Origin of the sequence: Flavobacterium sp. (genome assembly GCF_031411595.1) — a bacterium.
Classification (GTDB): domain Bacteria; phylum Bacteroidota; class Bacteroidia; order Flavobacteriales; family Flavobacteriaceae; genus Flavobacterium.
Genome location: NZ_JANOBI010000025.1, coordinates 1 through 22172 on the forward strand (window position 1 = coordinate 1; position 22172 = coordinate 22172).

The 22172-nt window shown below is 38.1% G+C and carries 12 protein-coding genes; 9 read left to right on the forward strand and 3 right to left on the reverse strand.

Features of this window, described 5'->3' with window-relative positions:
* Positions 1–430 precede the first annotated feature (430 nt).
* From RMO03_RS05180 to RMO03_RS05210, 7 genes are all read left to right on the forward strand, one after another.
* Positions 431–1948: a helicase HerA-like domain-containing protein gene (locus tag RMO03_RS05180; RefSeq protein WP_309641027.1), complete on the forward strand. Its 1518-nt coding sequence runs from the start codon at positions 431–433 to the stop codon at positions 1946–1948.
* Between the two features lie 136 nt (positions 1949–2084).
* Positions 2085–5021, forward strand: coding sequence for a T9SS type A sorting domain-containing protein (locus RMO03_RS05185; RefSeq protein ID WP_309641028.1), 2937 nt, complete (start codon positions 2085–2087; stop codon positions 5019–5021).
* Positions 5022–5318: 297 nt separating this feature from the next.
* Entirely contained in the window at positions 5319–8471 is a 3153-nt protein-coding gene (locus RMO03_RS05190; RefSeq protein WP_309641029.1) for a T9SS type A sorting domain-containing protein, read from the forward strand.
* 186 nt (positions 8472–8657) lie between these two features.
* Positions 8658–9131 carry a T9SS type A sorting domain-containing protein gene (locus RMO03_RS05195; protein ID WP_309641030.1) on the forward strand — a complete coding sequence of 158 codons (474 nt, stop codon included), beginning with the start codon at positions 8658–8660 and terminating at the stop codon, positions 9129–9131.
* Positions 9132–9135: 4 nt separating this feature from the next.
* Entirely contained in the window at positions 9136–10446 is a 1311-nt protein-coding gene (locus tag RMO03_RS05200; RefSeq protein WP_309641031.1) for a hypothetical protein, read from the forward strand.
* Between the two features lie 145 nt (positions 10447–10591).
* Positions 10592–13093 (forward strand): T9SS type A sorting domain-containing protein, encoded by a 2502-nt coding sequence (locus RMO03_RS05205; RefSeq protein WP_309641032.1) that lies wholly within the window; start codon positions 10592–10594, stop codon positions 13091–13093.
* A gap of 186 nt (positions 13094–13279) precedes the next feature.
* Positions 13280–13639, forward strand: a complete 360-nt coding sequence (locus tag RMO03_RS05210; RefSeq protein WP_309641033.1) for a cupin domain-containing protein — start codon at positions 13280–13282, stop codon at positions 13637–13639.
* 216 nt (positions 13640–13855) lie between these two features.
* Here the strand turns inward: RMO03_RS05210 and RMO03_RS05215 are convergent, their stop codons facing one another.
* The 3 genes from RMO03_RS05215 to RMO03_RS05225 all read right to left on the reverse strand — a co-directional run bounded on the left by RMO03_RS05215 (position 13856) and on the right by RMO03_RS05225 (position 18137).
* Entirely contained in the window at positions 13856–15196 is a 1341-nt protein-coding gene (locus tag RMO03_RS05215) for an NAD(P)/FAD-dependent oxidoreductase (RefSeq protein WP_309641034.1), read from the reverse strand.
* Positions 15197–15493: 297 nt separating this feature from the next.
* Positions 15494–16807 (reverse strand): ammonium transporter, encoded by a 1314-nt coding sequence (locus tag RMO03_RS05220; protein ID WP_309641035.1) that lies wholly within the window; start codon positions 16805–16807, stop codon positions 15494–15496.
* 241 nt (positions 16808–17048) lie between these two features.
* Positions 17049–18137: an agmatinase family protein gene (locus tag RMO03_RS05225; protein WP_309641036.1), complete on the reverse strand. Its 1089-nt coding sequence runs from the start codon at positions 18135–18137 to the stop codon at positions 17049–17051.
* Between the two features lie 322 nt (positions 18138–18459).
* Here RMO03_RS05225 and RMO03_RS05230 point away from each other — a divergent pair, with 322 nt between their 5' ends.
* Positions 18460–20271 carry a hypothetical protein gene (locus RMO03_RS05230; protein ID WP_309641069.1) on the forward strand — a complete coding sequence of 604 codons (1812 nt, stop codon included), beginning with the start codon at positions 18460–18462 and terminating at the stop codon, positions 20269–20271.
* Between the two features lie 227 nt (positions 20272–20498).
* Positions 20499–22157, forward strand: a complete 1659-nt coding sequence (locus RMO03_RS05235; RefSeq protein WP_309641037.1) for a T9SS type A sorting domain-containing protein — start codon at positions 20499–20501, stop codon at positions 22155–22157.
* The last annotated feature ends 15 nt before the right edge of the window (positions 22158–22172 follow it).

Genomic DNA, 22172 nt, shown 5'->3' on the forward strand with positions numbered 1-22172 from the left:
AGAGAACATTCCTCCTAAATTTGAACCACCTTCTTTTTTAACGTTTGCCATTTTTTTAATTTTTAAATTTTTTAAATAATTTATTAGTTTTAGTTGTAAATAAACTTGAATAGGAGCAAATTTAATTTTTTAGTTGTAATAAAAAAACTTTTTTTAATTTAATTGTCATTAATTTAAAACTCTAAAAAAACCTACTGTTTTTGGTATTCTTCTTATTTTAAAAAAGCAAACGAAAACAAGTGTTTTTCAATCATTTCATCAACCATTTGAATGATAACGTAATAATTATACAATATAGTATTGATTCAATTATCAGTCGCCTTTTTACGGTCGTTGAAATAAAAAATACTTTTCAATTCACCCTAAAGAATAAAATCAAAAAATATATCTTGCACTTATATTTACGGATTTCTCAAAAACAATCTTGACCATGGCCAAAAAAGCAGATTTTATACAATTAATTACCGACGGATATACTTCAAAAGGCGATAGTATTCTTCTCGGTGCAGCGTTATTAGACGGCGAAGTTGTTGCTGAAGCACAAGTCAAAATCCCACTCAAAACCTTAAACCGTCATGGGTTGATTGCCGGTGCTACAGGAACCGGAAAAACCAAAACTATTCAAGTGTTATCCGAACAATTATCCGCGTTCGGGATTCCGGTTTTGATGATGGATATTAAAGGTGATTTCAGCGGAATCGCAGCGGTTGGTGAAGAGAAATCCTTTATTACCGAGCGACATGCTAAGATTAACATCCCCTATCAAGTCAGTAATTTTCCCGTAGAACTCATGACATTGTCACAACAAAATGGCATTCGACTTCGCGCGACAGTTTCTGAATTCGGGCCGGTTTTATTTTCCAGAATTTTAGATTTGAATGACACGCAAGCCGGAATAATTTCAGTCATTTTTAAATATTGCGATGACAATAAAATGCCTTTGCTCGACTTGAAAGATATCAAAAAAGTCATCAATTATATCACCGAAGAAGGCAAAGAAGAAATCGAAACCAACTACGGTAAAATAGCCACTTCAACAACCGGAACCATCTTAAGAAAAATTATTGAACTCGAGCAACAAGGCGCTGATTTGTTCTTTGGAGAATTGTCTTTCGACATCAATGATTTAATGCGTTTCGATGAAAACGGAAAAGGTTACATAAACATCATCCGATTGACCGACATTCAAGACAAACCCAAATTATTCTCGACTTTTATGCTGAGTTTACTAGCGGAAATCTACCAACAAATGCCCGAAAAAGGCGATGCAGACCAGCCCGAACTCGTATTGTTTATTGATGAAGCCCATCTCATTTTCAATGAAGCAAGCAAAACTTTATTAGACCAAATCGAAACCATCGTGAAGCTGATTCGCTCGAAAGGTATTGGTGTTTATTTCATCACCCAAAATCCTATGGATGTTCCTAGTGGTGTGTTGGCGCAATTGGGTTTGAAGATTCAACATGCGTTGCGTGCTTTTACAGCCAATGATAGAAAAGCCATCAAGTTGACCGCTGATAATTATCCAACTTCCGATTTTTATAAAACCGATGAACTCATCACAGAACTCGGTATTGGAGAAGCACTGGTTACCGCTTTGAATGAAAAAGGAATTCCAACACCATTAGCCGCGACCATGCTTCGCGCGCCACAAAGCCGAATGGATATTTTGACCAATACTGAAATCGATGCCATCAACGCAAAATCGAAATTGGTGCGCAAATACAACGAAACCATCGACCGCGAAAGCGCCTACGAAATGCTCACCAAAAAAATCGACGCTGCCTACGAGCAAGCCCAATCAACCGAAGAAACGGCCGAAGAAAAAGCCGAAAGCCAAGAACCAAGTACCGCAAGTGTTGTAGGAAAATCGGTATTGAAAGTCGTGACGAGTGCGAGTTTTATTCGTGGTGCGTTTAGTATTTTGTCAAAAATATTAAGGAAGTAGTTTTAGATTTTCGTTTTAAGAAACCAAGCGAATTCTAATTCAAACACATCGAATTCTAAATGGTGGCTTAAATTTAATTTGAAGGTCACCATTTCTCGTTTTGAATTGGCTATCTTTAAAATCTAAATATACCACTATGAAAAAGATTTACTTCATTTTAGTATTTTCCTTAGTAACTTTTATTGCTCAATCGCAAATCGTAAATATTCCGGATGCTGATTTTAAATCTCTTTTACTATACTATGGTATCGATACCAATTCCGATAACGAGATTCAAGTTAGTGAAGCTTTAACGGTAACCTCGTTATCTATTTCCAATCCTACATTACACATTCAAGATGTTACAGGATTAAATGCCTTCAGTAATTTAACCAATCTGCAATGCACTGATCAGAATGAATTAACCACTATAGATATAAGCAACTTAACAGCATTACAAACCTTGTCGTTCTATATGACACCACTTGCGACTTTAGATGTCTCTTCGTTAACCAATCTTCAAAGTTTATCTATTGGTCGCAGTAACTTTACCACGCTTAACGTTTCCGGATTATCAAATCTTACGCTGTTGAGCCTCGGCGAAAATGACTTTCTGAATACCATAACGCTTTCAGGGTTGCCTAATCTTGAAAGTGTCAGTACAGCGTATTGCACCCAATTAACTACGTTTACAATTACTGGAGTGCCTCAGCTTAAAATTTTAAATTGCTATAATTCTTTTGCGCTGACTTCGATTGATGTATCCGGATTATCGGTTCTGGAAGATTTAACTGTTTCTTATTGCAACTTAACTTCGCTAAATCTTACGGGCTTATCCAATCTAAAAACTGTAGACAGTCAATCATGCCGTAATTTGACATCCTTAATTACCACGGGTACCAATGCCATTACTAGATTGAATTGTAGTTCTTGTAGATTGACCGCTTTAAATGTAACTGGAATGCTCCAACTTCAGTTTTTAGATTGTTCCTATAATAATAATTATATTGATACTACTGGGCTTTCTGCGCTTGATTTAACAGGACTAACCAATCTAACCGAGCTCAGATGCAATGCCAACAGTATAACTAATTTAAACGTAAATCATTTGCTAAATTTAACCACGTTGGAATGTGGTGAAAATTTATTAACCAGCTTGGATGTTGCTGCGCTTACTAATTTAACACGATTAGGATGTCCTTTAAATCAGCTTACCGCTTTAAACGTTACGCCATTAATCCATTTACAAACCTTAGCGTGCTACCAAAACCCATTAAACACTTTAGATGTTTCTACTTTGGTAGACTTAGCATATCTTTATTGTAATCAGAACAATATATCGGTTTTAGATTTAACCAATCTTACGCATTTGGTGTACTTGGAATGTCAGTTTAATCAATTGACTGCTTTGGATTTAACGCATCAAGCTTATCTTGTAAATCTTGATTGTTCCAATAATTTAATACCATCATTGGATCTTAGTTATATTAATAATCTCAATGCCACTCAAAATTTTCAACCCAACCAATTTAAGTTTAGTTTTAATCCGAACCTTACCTATGTCAATATGAAATATGGGCCTCTTAACCCGTATCTCATTGGTTTCAATGGCGAATTCTGTCCCAATCTAAGATTGATTTGTGCCGATGAAGAAAACATTCCTCGCGTGCAAGAAATTTTAGCCAACAGTGAGATGACCAATGTTCAGGTCAATTCCTACTGCACATACACACCAGGCGGAATCTACAACACCATTGCGGGAGCGCAAACGTTCGATGCCAATAACAACGGTTGTGATGCATTGGATTCGCATTTTCCGAATACCAAAATTGCTATTAATGACACAACAACCATAACCGGCAGTACCTTTACAGATGTTAACGGAAATTATAGTTTCTTCACCCAAGCCGGTAATTATGTTTTGACACCTATTTTAGAAAACCCGTATTTTACAGTTTCTCCGGCTTCAGCAACCATCAATTTTGCGAGTGTGAATAGTACCACGCAAACTCAGAATTTCTGCATCACGCCATTGGGCATTCATTATGATGTTGAAATTGCTTTAATGCCAATAGGCAATGCCAGACCAGGTTTTGATGCTATTTATAAAATCATATATAAAAACAAAGGCAATCAAATTTTATCGGGAAACATCGATTTGAATTTTAATGATGCGATTTTAGATTTTGTATCAGCCAATCCGAATACCAACAGCCAGTCATTGAATCATTTGAGTTGGAATTATACCGCGTTGTATCCTTTCGAAAGCAGAGAAATAACGATTGTTTTGAATTTGAATTCACCCCAAGAAACACCCGCTGTGAATATCGGCGACATCTTACATTATGTTGCCACCATTTCAACCAACGGCCAAGACGAAACGCCTAATGATACTGTTTTCGAACTCGATCAAACCATTACAGGTTCATTCGATCCCAACGACAAAACCTGTCTCGAAGGCAATACTATTACTCCAGAAATGGTTGGTGGCTATTTGCATTATCTGATTCGCTTTCAAAATTCCGGAACCGCTGCTGCTGAAAACATTGTCGTGAAAGACGTTATCGATACGACGAAATTTGACATTGCTTCGTTGCAACTCACAAGCACTTCGCATCCGCAAGTGACGAAGATTACAGGAAACAAAGTGGAGTTTCAATTTGAGAATATCAATCTTCCGGCGGAAATTGATAACGAGCCAGCAAGTCATGGTTATGTGGCGTTTAAAATTAAAACCAAAAACAATCTCGTAATCGGCAATTCAGTTTCGAATAAAGCTGATATTTATTTCGATTATAATTTCCCGATTGAAACCAATACAGCAACTTCAACAGTAGCGCTTTTGGGTGTCAATACTTTTGAAAACACTTCGGTGACTGTGACTCCAAATCCGACAAAGAATATCGTTCACATTACTTCGAAAGGCAACATCACTTCAGTGCAATTGTTCGATGTTCAAGGACGCCTTTTAGAAACTGTAACGGCAAACGAAGAACAAGTTGATTTCGATTTGAATCAGAAAACCAGCGGTGTTTACTTTGTGAAAATTTACACGGTGAGAGGTGTGAAGGTGGAGAAAATTATTAAGGAGTAAGTTCTCAGTTCTCAGTTCTCAGTTCTTAGTTCTTAGTTCTTAGTTCTTAGTTCTTAGTTCTTAGTTCTTAGTTCTTAGTTCTTAGTTCTTAGTTCTTAGTTCTTAAGGTAAAACCGATTGTTGGAATTAAAAGTATTTTGAAAACCTTTTGTTTTTAAATGATTTTTCAACTTACCGATACTGACTCAGCGACTCTAGCCCTTTTCATCGGTATTTTTATAAACCTCATCGAGTTTTGAAGCTAATGCGTTGCTATTATTTATCTTAAGAATATCTTTAGAAAAAATAACGACAAATATGAAAAATCTTTACGCCATTGCACTGCTTGTTTTCTGCTCATTGACTTCTAATGCACAAAATGTGAATTTCGCAGATTCGAGTATGAAAATTTATTTAGTCAATAACGCAACGGTTGATACCGATAATGATGACTATCCCGATGCGTATGTTGATGTTAATCACGATGGAGAAATTCAAGTAACCGAAGCGACAGCCGTTACGAGTTTATATATTAATTATTTTAATGCCACTTTTGGTATTGTTGATATCGATGGAATTCAGGAATTTAGTAATTTGAAATTGTTCAAATCTAATGTAATGGTAGATTATTCTGCTGTAAATAGTCTGAGCCTTCTCGAAGTTTTAGACATTTCCAGTGCCAACATCACTAGCCTGAGCCTTTCCGGCCTGGTTCATCTTAAGAGTTTTATTTGTTCCAACGGTAGGTTTGTTTCGCTTAATTTATCCGGGCTGCCTAGTTTAGAGACATTCCTTTGCAGAGGTAATGATTTAACGTCACTCAACCTGACCGGATTAACCAGTTTGAAAACCCTCGATTGTGCATTCAACCAATTGTCATCACTTAACGTGAGTAATCAAACAAACCTTATTGATTTGAAATGTGGTTATAATTTGTTTACTACTTTAGATTTGTCGCAAAATATTAATTTAGAAAATTTTGAGTGCAACAAATTCAACGGCACATCGATGAATTTTCCTGCTTTGCCGCTGCTCAAAACCGTAAGATTTACAGGCGATTCGTTGCTTTCAGTAGATGTAACCCAATTGAACGCATTGGAAGATTTGAGTTGTCCATTTTCAACAAATCTCAACGTTTTGACGTTAGGTAACAAGCCATTTTTGAAAACCTTGTATTGCTCTGGCGGCAATATCGATGTATTGGATATCAGCAATGCGAGTAATCTAGAAAACATTTATTGCACTGATAACAATTTAACAGCACTAAACCTTGCCAATAAGCCCAACCTGATATATTTATCTTGTGAAAACAATCAGATTACTTCTTTGAATATTGCTGCCAGTACGAACCTGGGTACTTTATCTTGTCAAAACAATCAGATTACTGCGTTGAATATTGCTGCCGATACGAACCTGACTACTTTAAATTGCAGTAATAATTTACTCACAAATCTCGATGTGAGCAATTTAACCCAATTAACACATTTGAATTGCGGGCACAATCAGCTTTCGAACCTTGATGTAGCCAATTTGATCCATTTAGCATTACTGGATTGCAGCAGTAATATGATATCAACACTCAATACTACAAACCTGACCAGTCTTTACTATTTAATTTTCAACGATAATCTAATCAGTAGTATCGATTTGTCTAATATGATCGTGCTAGACTATTTGAACTGCGCCAATAATGATTTCACTTCTTTAAGTATATCGCATCTTCACAAATTGGAAGACCTTAATTGTTCAGGCAATCAATTGAGCACACTCGAGCTGCCAACTATGGTCTATTTCTATTCTAATCATGGAAGCGTTGCTCACAGTTCTTATGATTGTTCGAATAATTTATTTACGACTTTAGATTTTAGCCCAATCAGTTGCAACAGGTCCTCGATACGTTTTGGCGGTAATCCTAACCTGACGTATGTTAATATAAAAAACAGCGGGACTTACTACAATGTATATGACATGGAAAATTGTCCGAACCTAAATTATATCTGCATCAATGCTTATCCTGAAAACATCTCGAATCCTTATGGTGGTATTTTCCAATATATAGATGATCAAACTTTATTGAACAACATCCAAATCAATCCGTATTGCTCGTTTACACCGGGCGGAATTTACAATACCATTACCGGTACATTCTCTATGGATATTGATAATAATGGCTGCGATGCCAATGACTTCCATTTTTCAGACAGTAAAATCGTAATCAATATACCTTCCGTACTCAACGCAACCTATACGAACACTACCGGAAACTATAATTTTTATACGCATGCCGGTGATTTTGTGATTACACCGGAATTCGAACATCCTTATTTTACGGTTTCGCCCGCATCGGCAACCATCAGTTTTGCGGAAAGCAACAATAGTGTCCAAACCCAAGATTTTTGTGTCATCCCGAATGGTGTTCATAATGATATAGAAATTGTACTGATTCCTATTAATCGTGCAAGACCCGGATTTAATGCACACTATAAATTAATCTATAAAAACAAAGGAAATCAAACCTTATCGGGAAGTATCAATCTGGCATTTGATGATGCTGTTTTAGATTTTGTTTCTGCAGATCCGGCACTTTCGAATCAAACGCTGAATACTTTGAATTGGAATTACAATAACTTAATCCCATTTGAAAGCAAATCGATTGATTTTACTTTGAATGTCAATTCACCCATGGAAACGCCTGCGGTTAATATTGGAGATGTTTTAAATTTTAATGCAACCATCAATCCGATTGCCGGAGATGAAACCATTGTTGACAATACTTTTGCTTTGGCACAAACTGTCGTAGGTTCCTATGATCCGAACGACAAAACCTGTCTTGAAGGCAATACAATGACGCCCGAAATGGTCGGTGGTTATTTACATTATATGATTCGTTTTCAAAATTCAGGAACGGCTGCCGCTGAGAATATTGTTGTGAAAGATATTATCGACACAACCAAATTCGATATCGCTTCGTTGCAATTAACCAGTAGCTCGCATCCGCAAGTGACCAAAATCACAGGCAACAAAGTCGAGTTTCAGTTTGAGAATATCAATCTTCCTGCGGGAATCGATGATGAACCGGGAAGTCATGGCTATGTGGCTTTTAAAATTAAAACCAAAAACAATCTCGTTTTAGGTAATTCGGTTTCGAACAAAGCTGATATTTATTTCGATTATAATTTCCCGATTGAAACCAATACCGCAACTTCAACAGTAGCGCTTTTGGGTGTCAATACTTTTGAAAACACTTCCGTGAATGTTACTCCGAATCCTACAAAGAATATCGTTCACATTACTTCGAAAGGCAATATTACTTCGATTCAGTTGTTCGATGTGCAAGGGCGCCTTTTGGAGACTGTAACGGCAAACGCAGAACAAGTTGATTTCGATTTGAATCAGAAAACCAGCGGTGTTTATTTTGTGAAAATTTACACGGTGAAAGGCATGAAAACTGAAAAGGTAGTTAAAGAATAACGAATCCTAAAGCCATCCATTTTAAATAAATTTTTTCGGTTGGAACCAAGCCGTGGAATTTTGGTTACTGCTGTGTATTTTATTTCTAAGAAATAATCGAATTCTAATCCAAACCTGCCTAATTCTAAATTTCATGCTGGGTTTGATTTAAAGTCGACCTATCTTTATAATCTAAATCCGAATGCCATGAAAAAAATTTACTTCACATTAATACTTTCATTAGCAGCTTGTATTTCCAAATCCTACGCGCAAAACAATATTGTAGCGTCCGGCGGAAGTGCTCTGGGTTCCAACGGATCGGCGACCTATTCTATGGGTCAGGTTCCATTTCAATATCAGGCTAACGCCAATTACTCCATAAGCCAAGGTTTACAGCAGCCTTTTGAGATTATTCCGTTGGGTAACGATAGTTTTTCGACAATCAATTTGGGTATGAAAGTGTACCCAAATCCCACAGAATCCGTACTCGTTCTTTCGGTTCAAAATTTTAAAGGCTTGTCATACGAAATCACCGATGTCAATGGAAGAAGCATCCAAAAAGATACCATTACGAATGTTGACACATCCATAACATTTGAAAGCTTTACATCAGGAATTTACTTTCTCGCAGTAAAGAACAACAACCAATCAATCAAAAATTTCAAAATCATAAAAAAATAGCGCGATGAAAAATTTAAATAAACTATTCTTTATTTCAATGCTTCTAATCTTTTCAAATGTGATTGCGCAGGCACCGCAGAAAATGAGTTACCAGGCGATTATTCGTGACAATACTGGCAATTTAGTAGTCAATCAGCTCATCGGCATGAAAGTCAGCATTCTACAAGGGTCGATTAGCGGCACCGTTTCGTATTCCGAGACGCACAGCGCGACCACCAATACCAACGGGCTCGTAACGATCGAAATTGGCGGAGGCAGCCCAGTTACCAATACTTTTGCAGGAATCGACTGGTCGACCGGGTCATATTTTGTCAAAACCCAAACCGATCCAACCGGCGGAACGAGTTATACGATCAGCGGAACGAGCCAGCTTTTGAGCGTGCCATATGCGTTGTATGCAGAGAACACCAAACAACCCGGAAAGACAAACATCTATCTCAGGGGTGGCATTACCGATGCCGAGGCGGCCATCAAATTAGCCAAAGAACTCGGACCGAATACGGAAAATATATATATTCAAAATACAACTGTACTGACCACAGTCGATTTAAGTTCGGTGACAAGTGTGACTGATCTCTACGTAACATGGAATCAGGCGCTCAATAATATCAACTTAAATAACCTGACTAATATAGACAACAGAATTGTTATTAGTGGGAATCCAGGAATGACTTCGGTCAGTTTACCCGGAATTACAGAAATATTTGCCGGGATATCGATTTCTGATAATGATAATTTAACCAGCATTGACATCCCAAATCTTTCAGCATGTCATGGCACTATTTACTCGAGTCTCAATCCGGCACTGACATCCGTTTCTTTGCCTGCACTGGTTACTTTGGACGGAATAGAAATAGAAACCTGCCCGAATTTATCTACACTTTCCATCGGGGCATTAACCACGGTGATTACCTTCGATATAGCGAATACAAATTTAACCTCGCTGTCAATGCCTAATCTTACCGAAGCCAGATTAAACATCTCGAATAATCCTATAATGACGAGTATTGATTTTCCTGCGTTGGTTAAAGTCATGGACAACTTTGAAATCACCGGAAATGCAAATTTAACTTCAATACAGCTTCCACAGTTGGCGGTTTATGAAGTATCTTCTACGCCGCGTATTTATATAAGAACCAACAAACTTCCAAGTTCAGAAATCAATTATCTTTTAAACAGATTTCTGACACTGGCACCAAGTAGTGGCAAATCCATTGATTTAAGACTTCAAAGTCCGCCCGCACCGCCAACCGGGCAAGGTTTGATAGACAAAGCTGCTTTAATCAGCGCCGGAAATACTGTGCTAACTGACTAAGATACTGATTCAGCAGCTCAGAACCTTAATGCCTTTGTAACTCAATAGAATACCGCTCGAAATTGTTAAAAACCTTGTCGAAATTTAATCTCAATTTTACGGTTGCTAGAAATCTTAGCCCTATCTTTGTCGAAATTTAGCGAATATGAAAAACTTTTACGTTTTTTTACTTATTGCTTTTTTCCCTTTGGTATGCAATGCTCAGATTGTCGACATACCCGACGCCGCATTTAAAAACAAGTTGCTGAATTATCCCGAAACTATTGACCTTGACGAAGATGGCGAAATTCAAGTCAGCGAAGCACTTAACGTAACCAACCTCAGTTTTTCTTATTGTAATTTTGATAATATTATAGGCATACAATCGTTTGCTAATCTTCAAACTTTGAATTTTGGTTCCTATACTTCGATAGCATCAACCATCGATTTAACAGGATTGGCTTTTTTAAAATCATTGAATTTTACCAAATGTACATTCACAGCAGCCGATTTTTCCGGTTTAACAAGCTTAGAAAATTTAAGTGTTGGCTATGGCGGGCATATCAACTTTTTGCATTTTGATGATTTGACCAGCCTTAAAACAATGTCGCTTTTTAATACTCACATTCATACTTTAGACTTATCGCATTCAACAAATTTAAAAAGTTTTTCAGCCCAAAACGCCGACTTGCATACGCTGACTTTAGATGGATTGGTCAATCTTGAATACTTTAAATGTACGGATTGCGATGATTTAACCAGTTTGAATATTGATGAACTCACCAGTTTGAGGTATTTCGAATTAAGTGATAGCAGTATCAGTACCATTAACTTTAATAATAATATCCTATTAGAAGAAGTAATTTGTGGCGACAATAACTTCACTGCACTTGATTTTTCTAATTTAACGCTGCTTACCACATTAACTTGTTATTCGAATCAATTGACCGCGTTGGATGTTTCGAACAACATCAACCTATCGAGTTTAAACTGTTCAAACAATCAATTAACCGCGATTGATTTGACCCATTTACACAAACTACAACATGTGGATGCGAGTAAAAATTTATTCACCGCACTAGATTTCAGCGGTTTAACAGAATTCGTAGCGCCGAACATTATTTATTATATCGATGACAATCCTAATTTGACCAATATCAATATAAAAAACGGAAAAGAAGATTTGATTTGGACCAGAAATGATTTGCATTGTTCTAATTTGTCCTACATGTGTCTCGATGACATCGATATTTCCAATCAAGATGCCCTTTTACAACTCGATGACATCTCGAATATTCAAATCAACACCTACTGCTCTTTTGTTCCGGGTGGAAATTACAACACGATTACAGGAACATTCACTTTGGATAATGACAATAATGGTTGCGACGAAAATGACACTAAGTTTTCAAATGGCCAATTGGAAATCAGTAATCCCAATCAAAACAGCGTCACTCATACTAATACCAGCGGAAACTATAATTTTCATACTCAAATCGGCGATTTCTTAATCACACCAAAATTAGAAAACCCGTATTTTACGATTTCACCTACGAGTGCTACTTTAAGTTTTACCAATCATAACAACAATACGCAAACTCAAAATTTTTGTGTCATTCCGAATGGTGTTCATAACGATGTAGCCATTACAATACTTCCATTAGACAATGCAAAACCGGGCTTTGAAGCGCATTATCGTTTGATCTATAAAAACAAAGGCAATCAAACAATTTCGGGAAACATCCATCTGACTTTTGATGATGCCGTTTTAGATTTTGTATCGGCCGAACCTAATATTAACAACCAATCGTTGAATGAATTGAATTGGAGTTACGGTAATCTATCACCCTTTGAAAGCAGTAAAATCGATTTCACTTTGAATGTCAATGCTACTCAAAATACTGGAGATGTTTTACATTTTAACGCCACCATCAACCCGATTTCCGATGATGAAACCATAGTTGACAATACTTTTGCTTTACCACAAACTGTTGTAGATGCATTGAATCCGAATGACAAAACTTGCCTCGAAGGAAGTACAATCACGACTGAAATGGTTGGTGATTATTTGCATTATATGATTCGTTTCCAAAATACAGGAACTGTTACCGCTGATCATATTGTCGTGAAAGATATGATTGACACAGACAAATTTGATATGAGTTCATTGCAATTAACGAGTGCATCGCACCCACAAGTGACGAAGATTATTGATAATAAAATCGAGTTTCAGTTTGAGCATATCAATCTTCCTGCGGAAAGTGATGACGAACCTGCAAGTCACGGCTACATCGCATTTAAAATCAAAACCAAAAACAATCTCGAAAATGGCGATTCGGTAGCCAACAAAGCCGATATCTATTTCGATTATAATTTCCCGATGGAGACCAATACAGCCACATCGACAGTAGCGCTTTTGGGTGTCAATACTTTTGAAAACACTTCCGTGAATGTCACTCCAAATCCAACAAAAAATATCATTCACATTACTTCAAAAGACAACATCACTGCACTGCAATTGTTCGATGTGCAAGGTAGAATTATAGAAACCATAACAGCAAACGAAGCGCAAATTGATTTCGATTTAAGTCGAAAAACAAGTGGTGTTTACTTCGTGAAAATCTATACTGTAAAAGGTTTGACGGTGGAGAAAGTGGTTAAGGAGTAGGTTTTTCTATGGTTCTAAGGTTCTAAGGTTCTAAGGTTCTAAGGTTCTAAGGTTCTAAGGTTCTAAGGTAAAAACCGAATTTTGGAATTAAAAGTATTTCAAAAAATTTCTATTTTTAAAAGGTTTTTCAAGCCACCAAAATACTAACTTAGTACCTTAGCGTCTCAGAACCTTAGCACCTCCAAAATGAAATACTTCATCCAAAAAACACCATTCATAGTGCCAACCACTGACGGCAAACTCATAGAAGAACACCACGGCATTGCAACCACGAACAATCCCGAAATTTCTATCGCGCACATGATTGCGCCACCACATTGGGCTGAGCCTTTTCAAACGCCCGAATTTGAAGAATATACTTATATCATTTCAGGTAAAAAGCAATTCATTATTGAAGGTGAAACTGTGATTTTAGAAGCTGGCCAATCGATAAAAATTGAGAAGAACACACGCGTGCAATATTCGAATCCGTTTGACGAACCTTGTGAATATATTGCGATTTGCAAACCCGCTTTTGATTTTAATAAAGTGCACCGAGAGGAATAAACACTAAAGAAATTGCTCGCGAAGACGCAAAGCCGCAAAGTTAGAATATTGCCCTAGCCCGGATAGCAACGGCATCCTTTTGTGCCGGCTTTCGGCGCAAAAGATATAGTGAATAGCCGGAATAGCTCCTGAAAAACATTAAAAACTTAGTGAACTTTGCGACCCGAGGCAAAAGCCGAACTGACGAAGTAAAACCTTTGTGCGATTTGCGGTTAACTACCCCAACAAATCAATAATTTTATTTTCCACGACTTCAGAATTCCAAAGCGTGTCTATGTTTTTGATTTTCATGACTTCTTCCATAATCGCATTTTGCTGATTTCCGAGTGCCAAAGCTTCGGCATACGGGCGCAGGCTAAAAGTTACGCGGCTGTATAACGGCAACCATTTGTCGGGATGTTTTTCGGAAAACCATTTCTCGATTTTCTTTTGCAAGAGGAATTTGGCGTCGGCGGTTTTCGAACTCATTTCCATAAAATTGCGGTAGGACAATTCGGCAATCGCATCGGCGTTGGGTTTGCGCGAAGTTTCATAGGCTTTGAAAATGGTTTCCCAATCGTTTCCATGCTTTTGCATCATTTCGTGCAGTATCGTGATGTCTTCAAAACCCGCATTCATACCTTGTCCGTAGAACGGCACAATGGCGTGGCAGGCATCGCCAATCAAGGCTACTTTGTCTTCGTAGGTCCACGGAAAACACTTCATGGTTACCAAATAACTCGTTGGATTTTTAAAGAAATCTTCCACCAAATCGGGAATCACATCGGCTGTATCAGGAAAATGTTCCGCGAAATAAGCTTCTAAAGTTTCTTTGTCTTTGAGGCTTTCGAAAGAGTTTTCGCCTTCGTGCGGCATAAACAATGTACAGGTAAAACTGCCATCCGTATTCGCCAAAGCCATCAACATATATTCGCCGCGTGGCCAAATGTGTAAAGAGTTTTTATCGAGTTTGTGCGTGCCATCAGCATTCGCCGGAATGTGGAGTTCTTTGTAGCCAATCTTCAAAAATTCCTGCGAATAATTGAACATACTTTGCCGTTGCATACGATGTCGTACCCTTGAAAAAGCACCGTCGGAACCAAAAACCAAATCGTATTGCAACTCGTCCCACTCGCCTCTTTCGGTATCGCCAATGTGCAAAGTCGCATCGCTCAAAGTCACATCCCAGATTTTGTGTTCGAAGAAAAACTCGACGCCTGCCGCTTCCGCCAGATCAATCATTTTTCGATTCAGAATTCCACGTGACAACGAAAAAATAGCTTCACCTTCTTTGCCATAATATTGGTAATTAAGCGCGCTGTCTACCAAGTGAATGGCACGTTTGTCTACCGGAATGCCAATGTTACGAATGGCTTCATCAAGACCAATATCTTCAAGCGCTTTCCAACCGCGATTCGACATCACCAAATTAATCGAACGTCCAGAAAATTCAATGTTTCTAATATCGGGACTTCGATCAAAAACATGCACGGTATGTCCCGCTTTTTTGAGATAAATCGCCAACAACGAACCCACTAAACCGGAACCGACAACAGCAATTTTTTTAGATTCTTGCATTAAGAAATAAAGTAAATGGTAGGCGACAAAATTAAATAATAATCCGAAGTAAACTTTAAAATGGCAATATTTATTTGGGCGTGACCACAAGGGTCGGGCTATTCGCTAAATCTTTTGCGCCGAACGCCGTCGCAAAAGGATACCGCTGCTATCCCTCACGCAACTCGGTTTTACAAGAACCCTGTGTCAATAATTTAAAATATGAAATACCTGAAGCCCACTGGGCTTCCTCCTGTTAATATCACCCGAGGGACAGCCGAACCGAGCGAAGCTAAATCTCACGCGACACTAGGTTCCTTAGAGAAATTCTCCATGTTGGGTAATGTCTAGTCCAAGTTCCTCTTTTTCTTCAGTCACTCGCAATGGCGTAATTTTATTGACAATATAAAAAAGGAAATACGAAGCTATAAAAGCAAAAATAGAAACACAAACCAAAGCCACCACTTGGTGAAAGAACAAAGTCGTTTCCCCAAAAATCAGCCCTTGATCGGTTACGGCAGCATTCACAGATTTGGAAGCAAACACGCCGGTCAACAACATGCCGGTCATGCCTCCTACACCATGACAACCAAAAACATCTAACGCATCATCAATCTTTCCTTTAGGGAATTTGAGCACCACAAAATTACTGACGATACTACTGAAAATTCCAATAAAAATACTGTGCGGAACACTCACATAACCCGCTGCAGGTGTAATAGCAACCAAGCCTACAATAGCGCCAATACACGCACCCATCGCGGAAATTTTATGTCCCATAATCTTATCCAAAAACACCCAAGTCATTGAAGCGGCTGCGGCTGCTACTGTCGTAGTGGCTAAAGCTTGCACTGCCAAACCGTTAGCACCCATCGCAGAACCTGCATTAAATCCGAACCAACCAAACCACAACAAACCTGTGCCAAGTAAAACATAAGTAATTCGAGCCGGAGCCACCTTTTGCACTTTTCGTTTTCCTAAAAATATTGCGCCTGCTAAAGCCGCCCAACCCGCACTCATGTGTACTACAGTTCCACCGGCAAAATCAAGCACTCCGAGTTTGAATAGAAGTCCATCAGGATGCCAAGTGCAATGGGCCAATGGCGCGTAAACCACTAAAATAAAAAGCACCATAAAAAGCAAATACGCCCAAAATCGGATGCGTTCCGCAAAAGCTCCCGTAACCAAAGCCGGTGTAATAATCGCAAACTTCGCTTGAAACAAAGCAAACAATAAAAAAGGAATCGTTGGCGCAAGACTCCACGAAGAATGTACACCCACATTTTGGAAAAATAAATACGAAATCGGGTTTCCAATCACACCACCAATCGATGGTCCGAATGACAAACCAAAACCAATTACCACCCACAAAAGCGAAACAATCACCATCGCCATAAAGCTTTGCAACATCGTGCTAATCACATTTTTTTTACCGACCATGCCGCCATAGAAAAACCCCAATCCGGGAGTCATCAAAAGCACTAATGCGGTAGCGACAATCATCCAAGCGGTATCGCCGGTATCGAACTTTATGGTTTCCAATGGCAAAGTATTATCACTTAAAATGAAATTGGAAAAAAAAGTGAATACTAATAGGGCAATTAAAATGACACTTAAAATTAGTTTTCTCATGGTCGCTTTGCATTTAATGTTTTTATAAAAATAAATATTTTATACTTCACCCTATTAAAAAAAGCTTAATTGGGATTATTTTTATTTTATTTTCAACACATGCCCTAAATTTTTATAGGGTTAAAAATAATACGAGTGAATATTTTAAATTTCACAATAGGTTTTTGATAAAACCAAAAGTTCATTCCACAAAAAAACCCATTCTTTTAGAATGGGTTTCAAGTTTTCAAAATGTATAGTTTTATTTCTTAAAAATAATTTTATTACCAACACTAAGGCTGTTGTTTTTGGCTAAAACGCCACACATATGATATAACATTCTTGCGCCAACATTGCCATCCCAATCGGTTTCTCCGGGAGCGACTTCAACAAAATCAAAACCGATGATTTCTTTGCCACTATCGGCTAATTTGTTGAATAAATAAGTGGCTTGCTCGAACGAAAAACCACCTGGAACAGGCGTTCCTGTATTCGGTCCATACCAAGCATACATGCCATCAACATCAAAACTGATGGTAACTTTTTGAGGTAAAGCGGCAATAATCGCATCGCATTGTTGTTCCCAAGTTACGCCTTGAAAAGTTTCGGCTTTCATATCAGCATCGGTATGTACTATAACGCGGCCGTTTTGCGCCATGACTGTTTCGACTTCTTGCTTGCAAAAATCACGGATTCCGATTTGTACAATTTTCGAAATCTGAGGCAACTGCAATGCGTTGTACATAATCGATGCGTGCGAATACGTGAATCCTTCGTAAGCAATTCTCAAATCCATGTGGGCGTCTAGATGTAGGATTCCGAAGTTGTCATGTTGCGTTGCCAAAGCTTCGTAGTAGCCCAACGGAGTAGAATGATCGCCACCGAGTAACGCCACTTTTTTGCCTTTTTTCATCCAATATAAAACGCGTTCACGGACTTCATCTTTGAGTTCGCGGCACACTTTATTAATTTTATCCAAATCCGATTGCAATGCCGGATGGATTTCGATGACTTCACCACTTTCTAAAGCGGCAATAATCGGTTGCGCCAAACCTTTGTATTTATTACTGTTGTCTGCCCAGTTTTGGGTTTGCTCGGTCAAATCGAGGTACATGCCCAATTTCCATAATTCTGGAAAATCTTGATGGTGCAAATCAACTTGAAACGATGCTTCTAAAATGGCATCAGGTCCGTTAGATGCTCCTGAACCATAGCTTACCGTCACTTCCCATGGCACAGGAATGATAATAATTTCACTTTCTTCGGCTGTGAATGGTAATCCGAAAATACTTTCATCGGCTAAGCCGGGTTGCGATGGATCGAAGGAATTTATTTTTTCTTGTTTGTTCATTTTTGGATTGTTAGATTATTGGATTGTAAGATTTTAAGACCGTAAGATTGTAAAACTGTAAGATCGAATCTTAAAATCTTATAGTCTTACAATCTTATAGTCTAGTGCCTAGCCCGGATAGCAACGGCATCTTTTTGTTCTGGCGTTCAGAACAAAAAATTTAGTGGATAGCCGGAAACAGCTCCTGAAAAATCAGAGCACAAAGATAATCGCATTAGTTTGATGGCAAAACAAAAGTATCAAATTCGATCGTATGACATTTATCAGTTTTTTAGTCGATGGGATTCTCAATCTTTGTGGTTTATTTAATGCATTTATTCTTATGACTTTCAGCAAACCTATACACACTTTTCATATTCCCGTTATGGGATTGGCTTTTACTATTGACAGCCCGATTCGGGTGGCCCATTTTGGGATTGATTCAGTAATTTCGATTACTGATGATGAGCTCATCGAAAAGATGGACGCGTTTTACAGCGCGAAATTTAAAATTCCGTACCAAGAAATCACAGCTAAAATGGATGATTTTCGAGCCAAAAGAATTACCCATTATTTGAATCTTGTGGATTCGATTGTGAAAGAAAAATTCGAAAATTTTAAAACCGAGCTTGTAGAAAGCAAAGTGGCTTTGGAAAACTATATCGCGATGCTGCCCAATCAATCGGAAATTAAAATGGGTTTGCAACAACTCATTGACGATGGTTATGCTGTGAAAGACAACATCAAACATTTTATTGAAGAACATCTTTCATCCGGTGCGATTGATGTGAACATCATGACCAAAGTCGACAAAGACAATTTCATCAAAAACAACCTATTGCCTGTTGAATATAATGATGCTCATGCGGCTTTGCGCGGTTTTGCAAACAGTAATCTGACTTCTGCTGTGGTACTTTCAGCTGGAATGAATCCGAGATTGTATAGTTATATCGAGCAGTTTAAAGATTTCTTTCCTGACGCTAACGGTGCACTCAAAAAGAAAATCATTCTTAAAGTAAGCGATTTTAGATCGGCGATGATTCAAGGGAATTTTTTAGCCAAAAAAGGGCTTTGGGTTTCGGAATACCGCATCGAATCTGGGCTCAATTGTGGTGGGCATGCGTTTGCGACGGATGGACTTTTATTGGGTCCGATTTTAGAAGAATTCAAACAAAAGAAACAACAATTGATTCAGTCTGCTCAGGAATTGATGGAGAAAGCATTACTGCAAAAACAAATGTCTATTCCTCAAAAATCATTGCCTTTGAAAATTACTGCGCAAGGTGGTGTTGGAACTGCGGAAGAACATCAATTCTTGCTTAATCAATATGCTTTGGAATCTGTGGGTTGGGGTTCACCTTTTTTATTGGTGCCCGAAGCTACATCAGTTGATGCTGAAACCAGAGCCTTATTGGCAAAATCTAAAGAAGGTGATTTTTATTTGAGTCATATTTCACCGCTAGGTGTTCCGTTTAATACCGTAAAAGGCACGACCAACGAGTTCCTCAAACAACAGCGAATTGAAGACAAAAAAGCCGGAAGTTCGTGCCCGAAAAAACTGTTGGCATTAGGAAAAGAATACGACTCTAAAGGCATGTGCACGGCTTCGAAAAAATACCAAGACATCAAACTTGAGGAATTGGCTTCAAAAAAAGACAGTCTTTCTGAATCAGATTTTAAAAAATTTCAAACCAAAATCACCGAAAAATCTTGTCTTTGTGTGGGTTTGGCGAATGCTTCTTATCTCGAGAACAATATTAAAATCAAAGGACAAGACCAAGGTATTGTGATTTGTCCAGGTCCGAATTTGGCTTATTTTGATTGTGAAGTTTCGCTCTCGGATATGGTATGTCACATTTATGGCAATACGAATGTGATGCAACATCAGCATCGTCCGCATGTTTTTATTAATGAGTTGAAATTGTATGTTGATTATTTAAAACAAGACCTTGAAAATATTGCTGATATCACAGCGGCACAAATCAAAAAGTGGCAGTTGTTTAAATCGAATTTACTCGAAGGCATTGTTTATTATCAAAATTTATTTTCAAATACCACTTATTTTAAAAGCGATATTGCTACGATTCAAAATCAACTTTTGCATTATAACAACATACTAAAAACCATAGAAATCCCTTCTTTGGAGTTAGCCTAGACTTATTGTTTCTTAAGAATGCCTTGTTTTAAGATTTTCCTAAATTTTAAAACAAGGCATTTTCTCATCATCTAATTTTGGTTATTGATTCTAAAAAACATTGCTTTTTTATAGGAATTCCTTAAAAATCAGCAAGAATGAAAATCGATAACAAAAAAGTTCTATTTTTATAGAGCAAACAAAAAACAGGCTTATGACCTTATGACTAACTTACCTATACAACACTTATGAAAAAATTATTACTCACGATTTTGTTTTTACAAGTTTCTAATTTTTTATCGGCACAGGAATACCATGTCTTTCAGTCTTCGGGATTTAATGCGGATGTCATTGCGGATGGAATTGGAGGCGCTGCTGCCACAACTTCAATTGCGCTTGATGCCGGAGATTTTACGCTGATGAGTGCAGATTTCGAGAATACATTGGGAGATCCTGTACCAGCTTACGCTTTGCCAGTTTCAGGATTGATCGATGATCTATCTTTATCAGGATTGTCTTTTCAACTCGCTGGTTATTACGAAAACAATTCGCTTCGTTTGGAAAACACTGCTGATTTAGGTTCGCTTTCTTTCTTTAATCCGGCAGCGGCAACCAATATATACATTCTGGCCAATTCCGGAAGTGGCACTGCTACTTTAGATGGCATCATTTATTTTTCAGACGGTAGCAATCAGCCTTTTTCAGGAGCTGTGATTCCCGATTGGTTTTTTAGCAATGCATTACCTGTAGTGCTTTCAGGTTTTGGACGTGTAAGCAGAACTACAGATATTATGGAAAATCCTGCCAACGATCCGAGATTTTACCGTTATGACATAGCGATTTTACCCGAAAATCAAACTAAAGATATCGTCGCTATGGATTTTACAAAATCATCTACAGCAGCCGGCATCGCTAATATTTTTGCCGTGAGCGCTAAATTATTGGGAACTTGTCCTGAGCCGACAAGTCTTGTTGCCAGTGATATTACTGAAACCTCGGCAACTATTTCATGGACTGACGCTGTGATTGTGCCGGCCTTAGGGTATGAGTATTTCATTACCACAAGTAACAATATCCCAACACCTTCAACACCTCCATCAGGCGAAGCTAACGGAAACAGTGCCGTTATGACCGGCCTTACGATCGGAACGCATTATTGCGTTTGGGTGCGTTCTCATTGCAGTGCCACAGAATCAGGTGAATGGTTTTCAGTTTGCTTTACTACGGGAGAGATCAGTACACCTTACACGGGTAGTGATATACCGACATTATACACGCTTACACCTACTGCTTCAAGTCCGAACACTTGCCCTGGTTTGTTGACCGTTCATGTTCCTTACGGGTATCACATCAATGGAGTATCAACGGCATATCAAATGCAAACTGCAAGCAATGGCTGGATGTCGGAACAACGTAGTTTATTGGTTTGCAATACAACAGGAAATGCGGAAAGTGCGCTTACTTCTGGAATTGGTGGTTCAACCGGAACCTATAGTTACAACCGTTCGGATATTCATATTGCTGATGGTGCTGTGGGTGATGTAGAATTCGAATTGCGTGCGTGGCGTACCTATGGCGGAAGCGATTGCAATGCAGATTATAACAGAGTTTTAGCCAGTAGCTGGACAGTCACATTCTCATATGCTCCTAATTTGGGAACCCAACATTTCAATAAAGGAAGTTTTATCATTTACCCAAACCCATCACAGGATTTGATTACTGTTGCTACCGATGTAATGATTGAGAAAGTACAACTATTTAATTTACTCGGACAGGAAGTATTGCAGCAAAACAACATCAATGCAAAAGAAACACAATGTGCTTTAGGCTCGTTACCAACCGGAAAATATCTTTTGAAGGTTATTTCAGAAAATGGTGTTGAAACTAAAGGCATTATTAAAAATTAATCTTTCACCTATAAA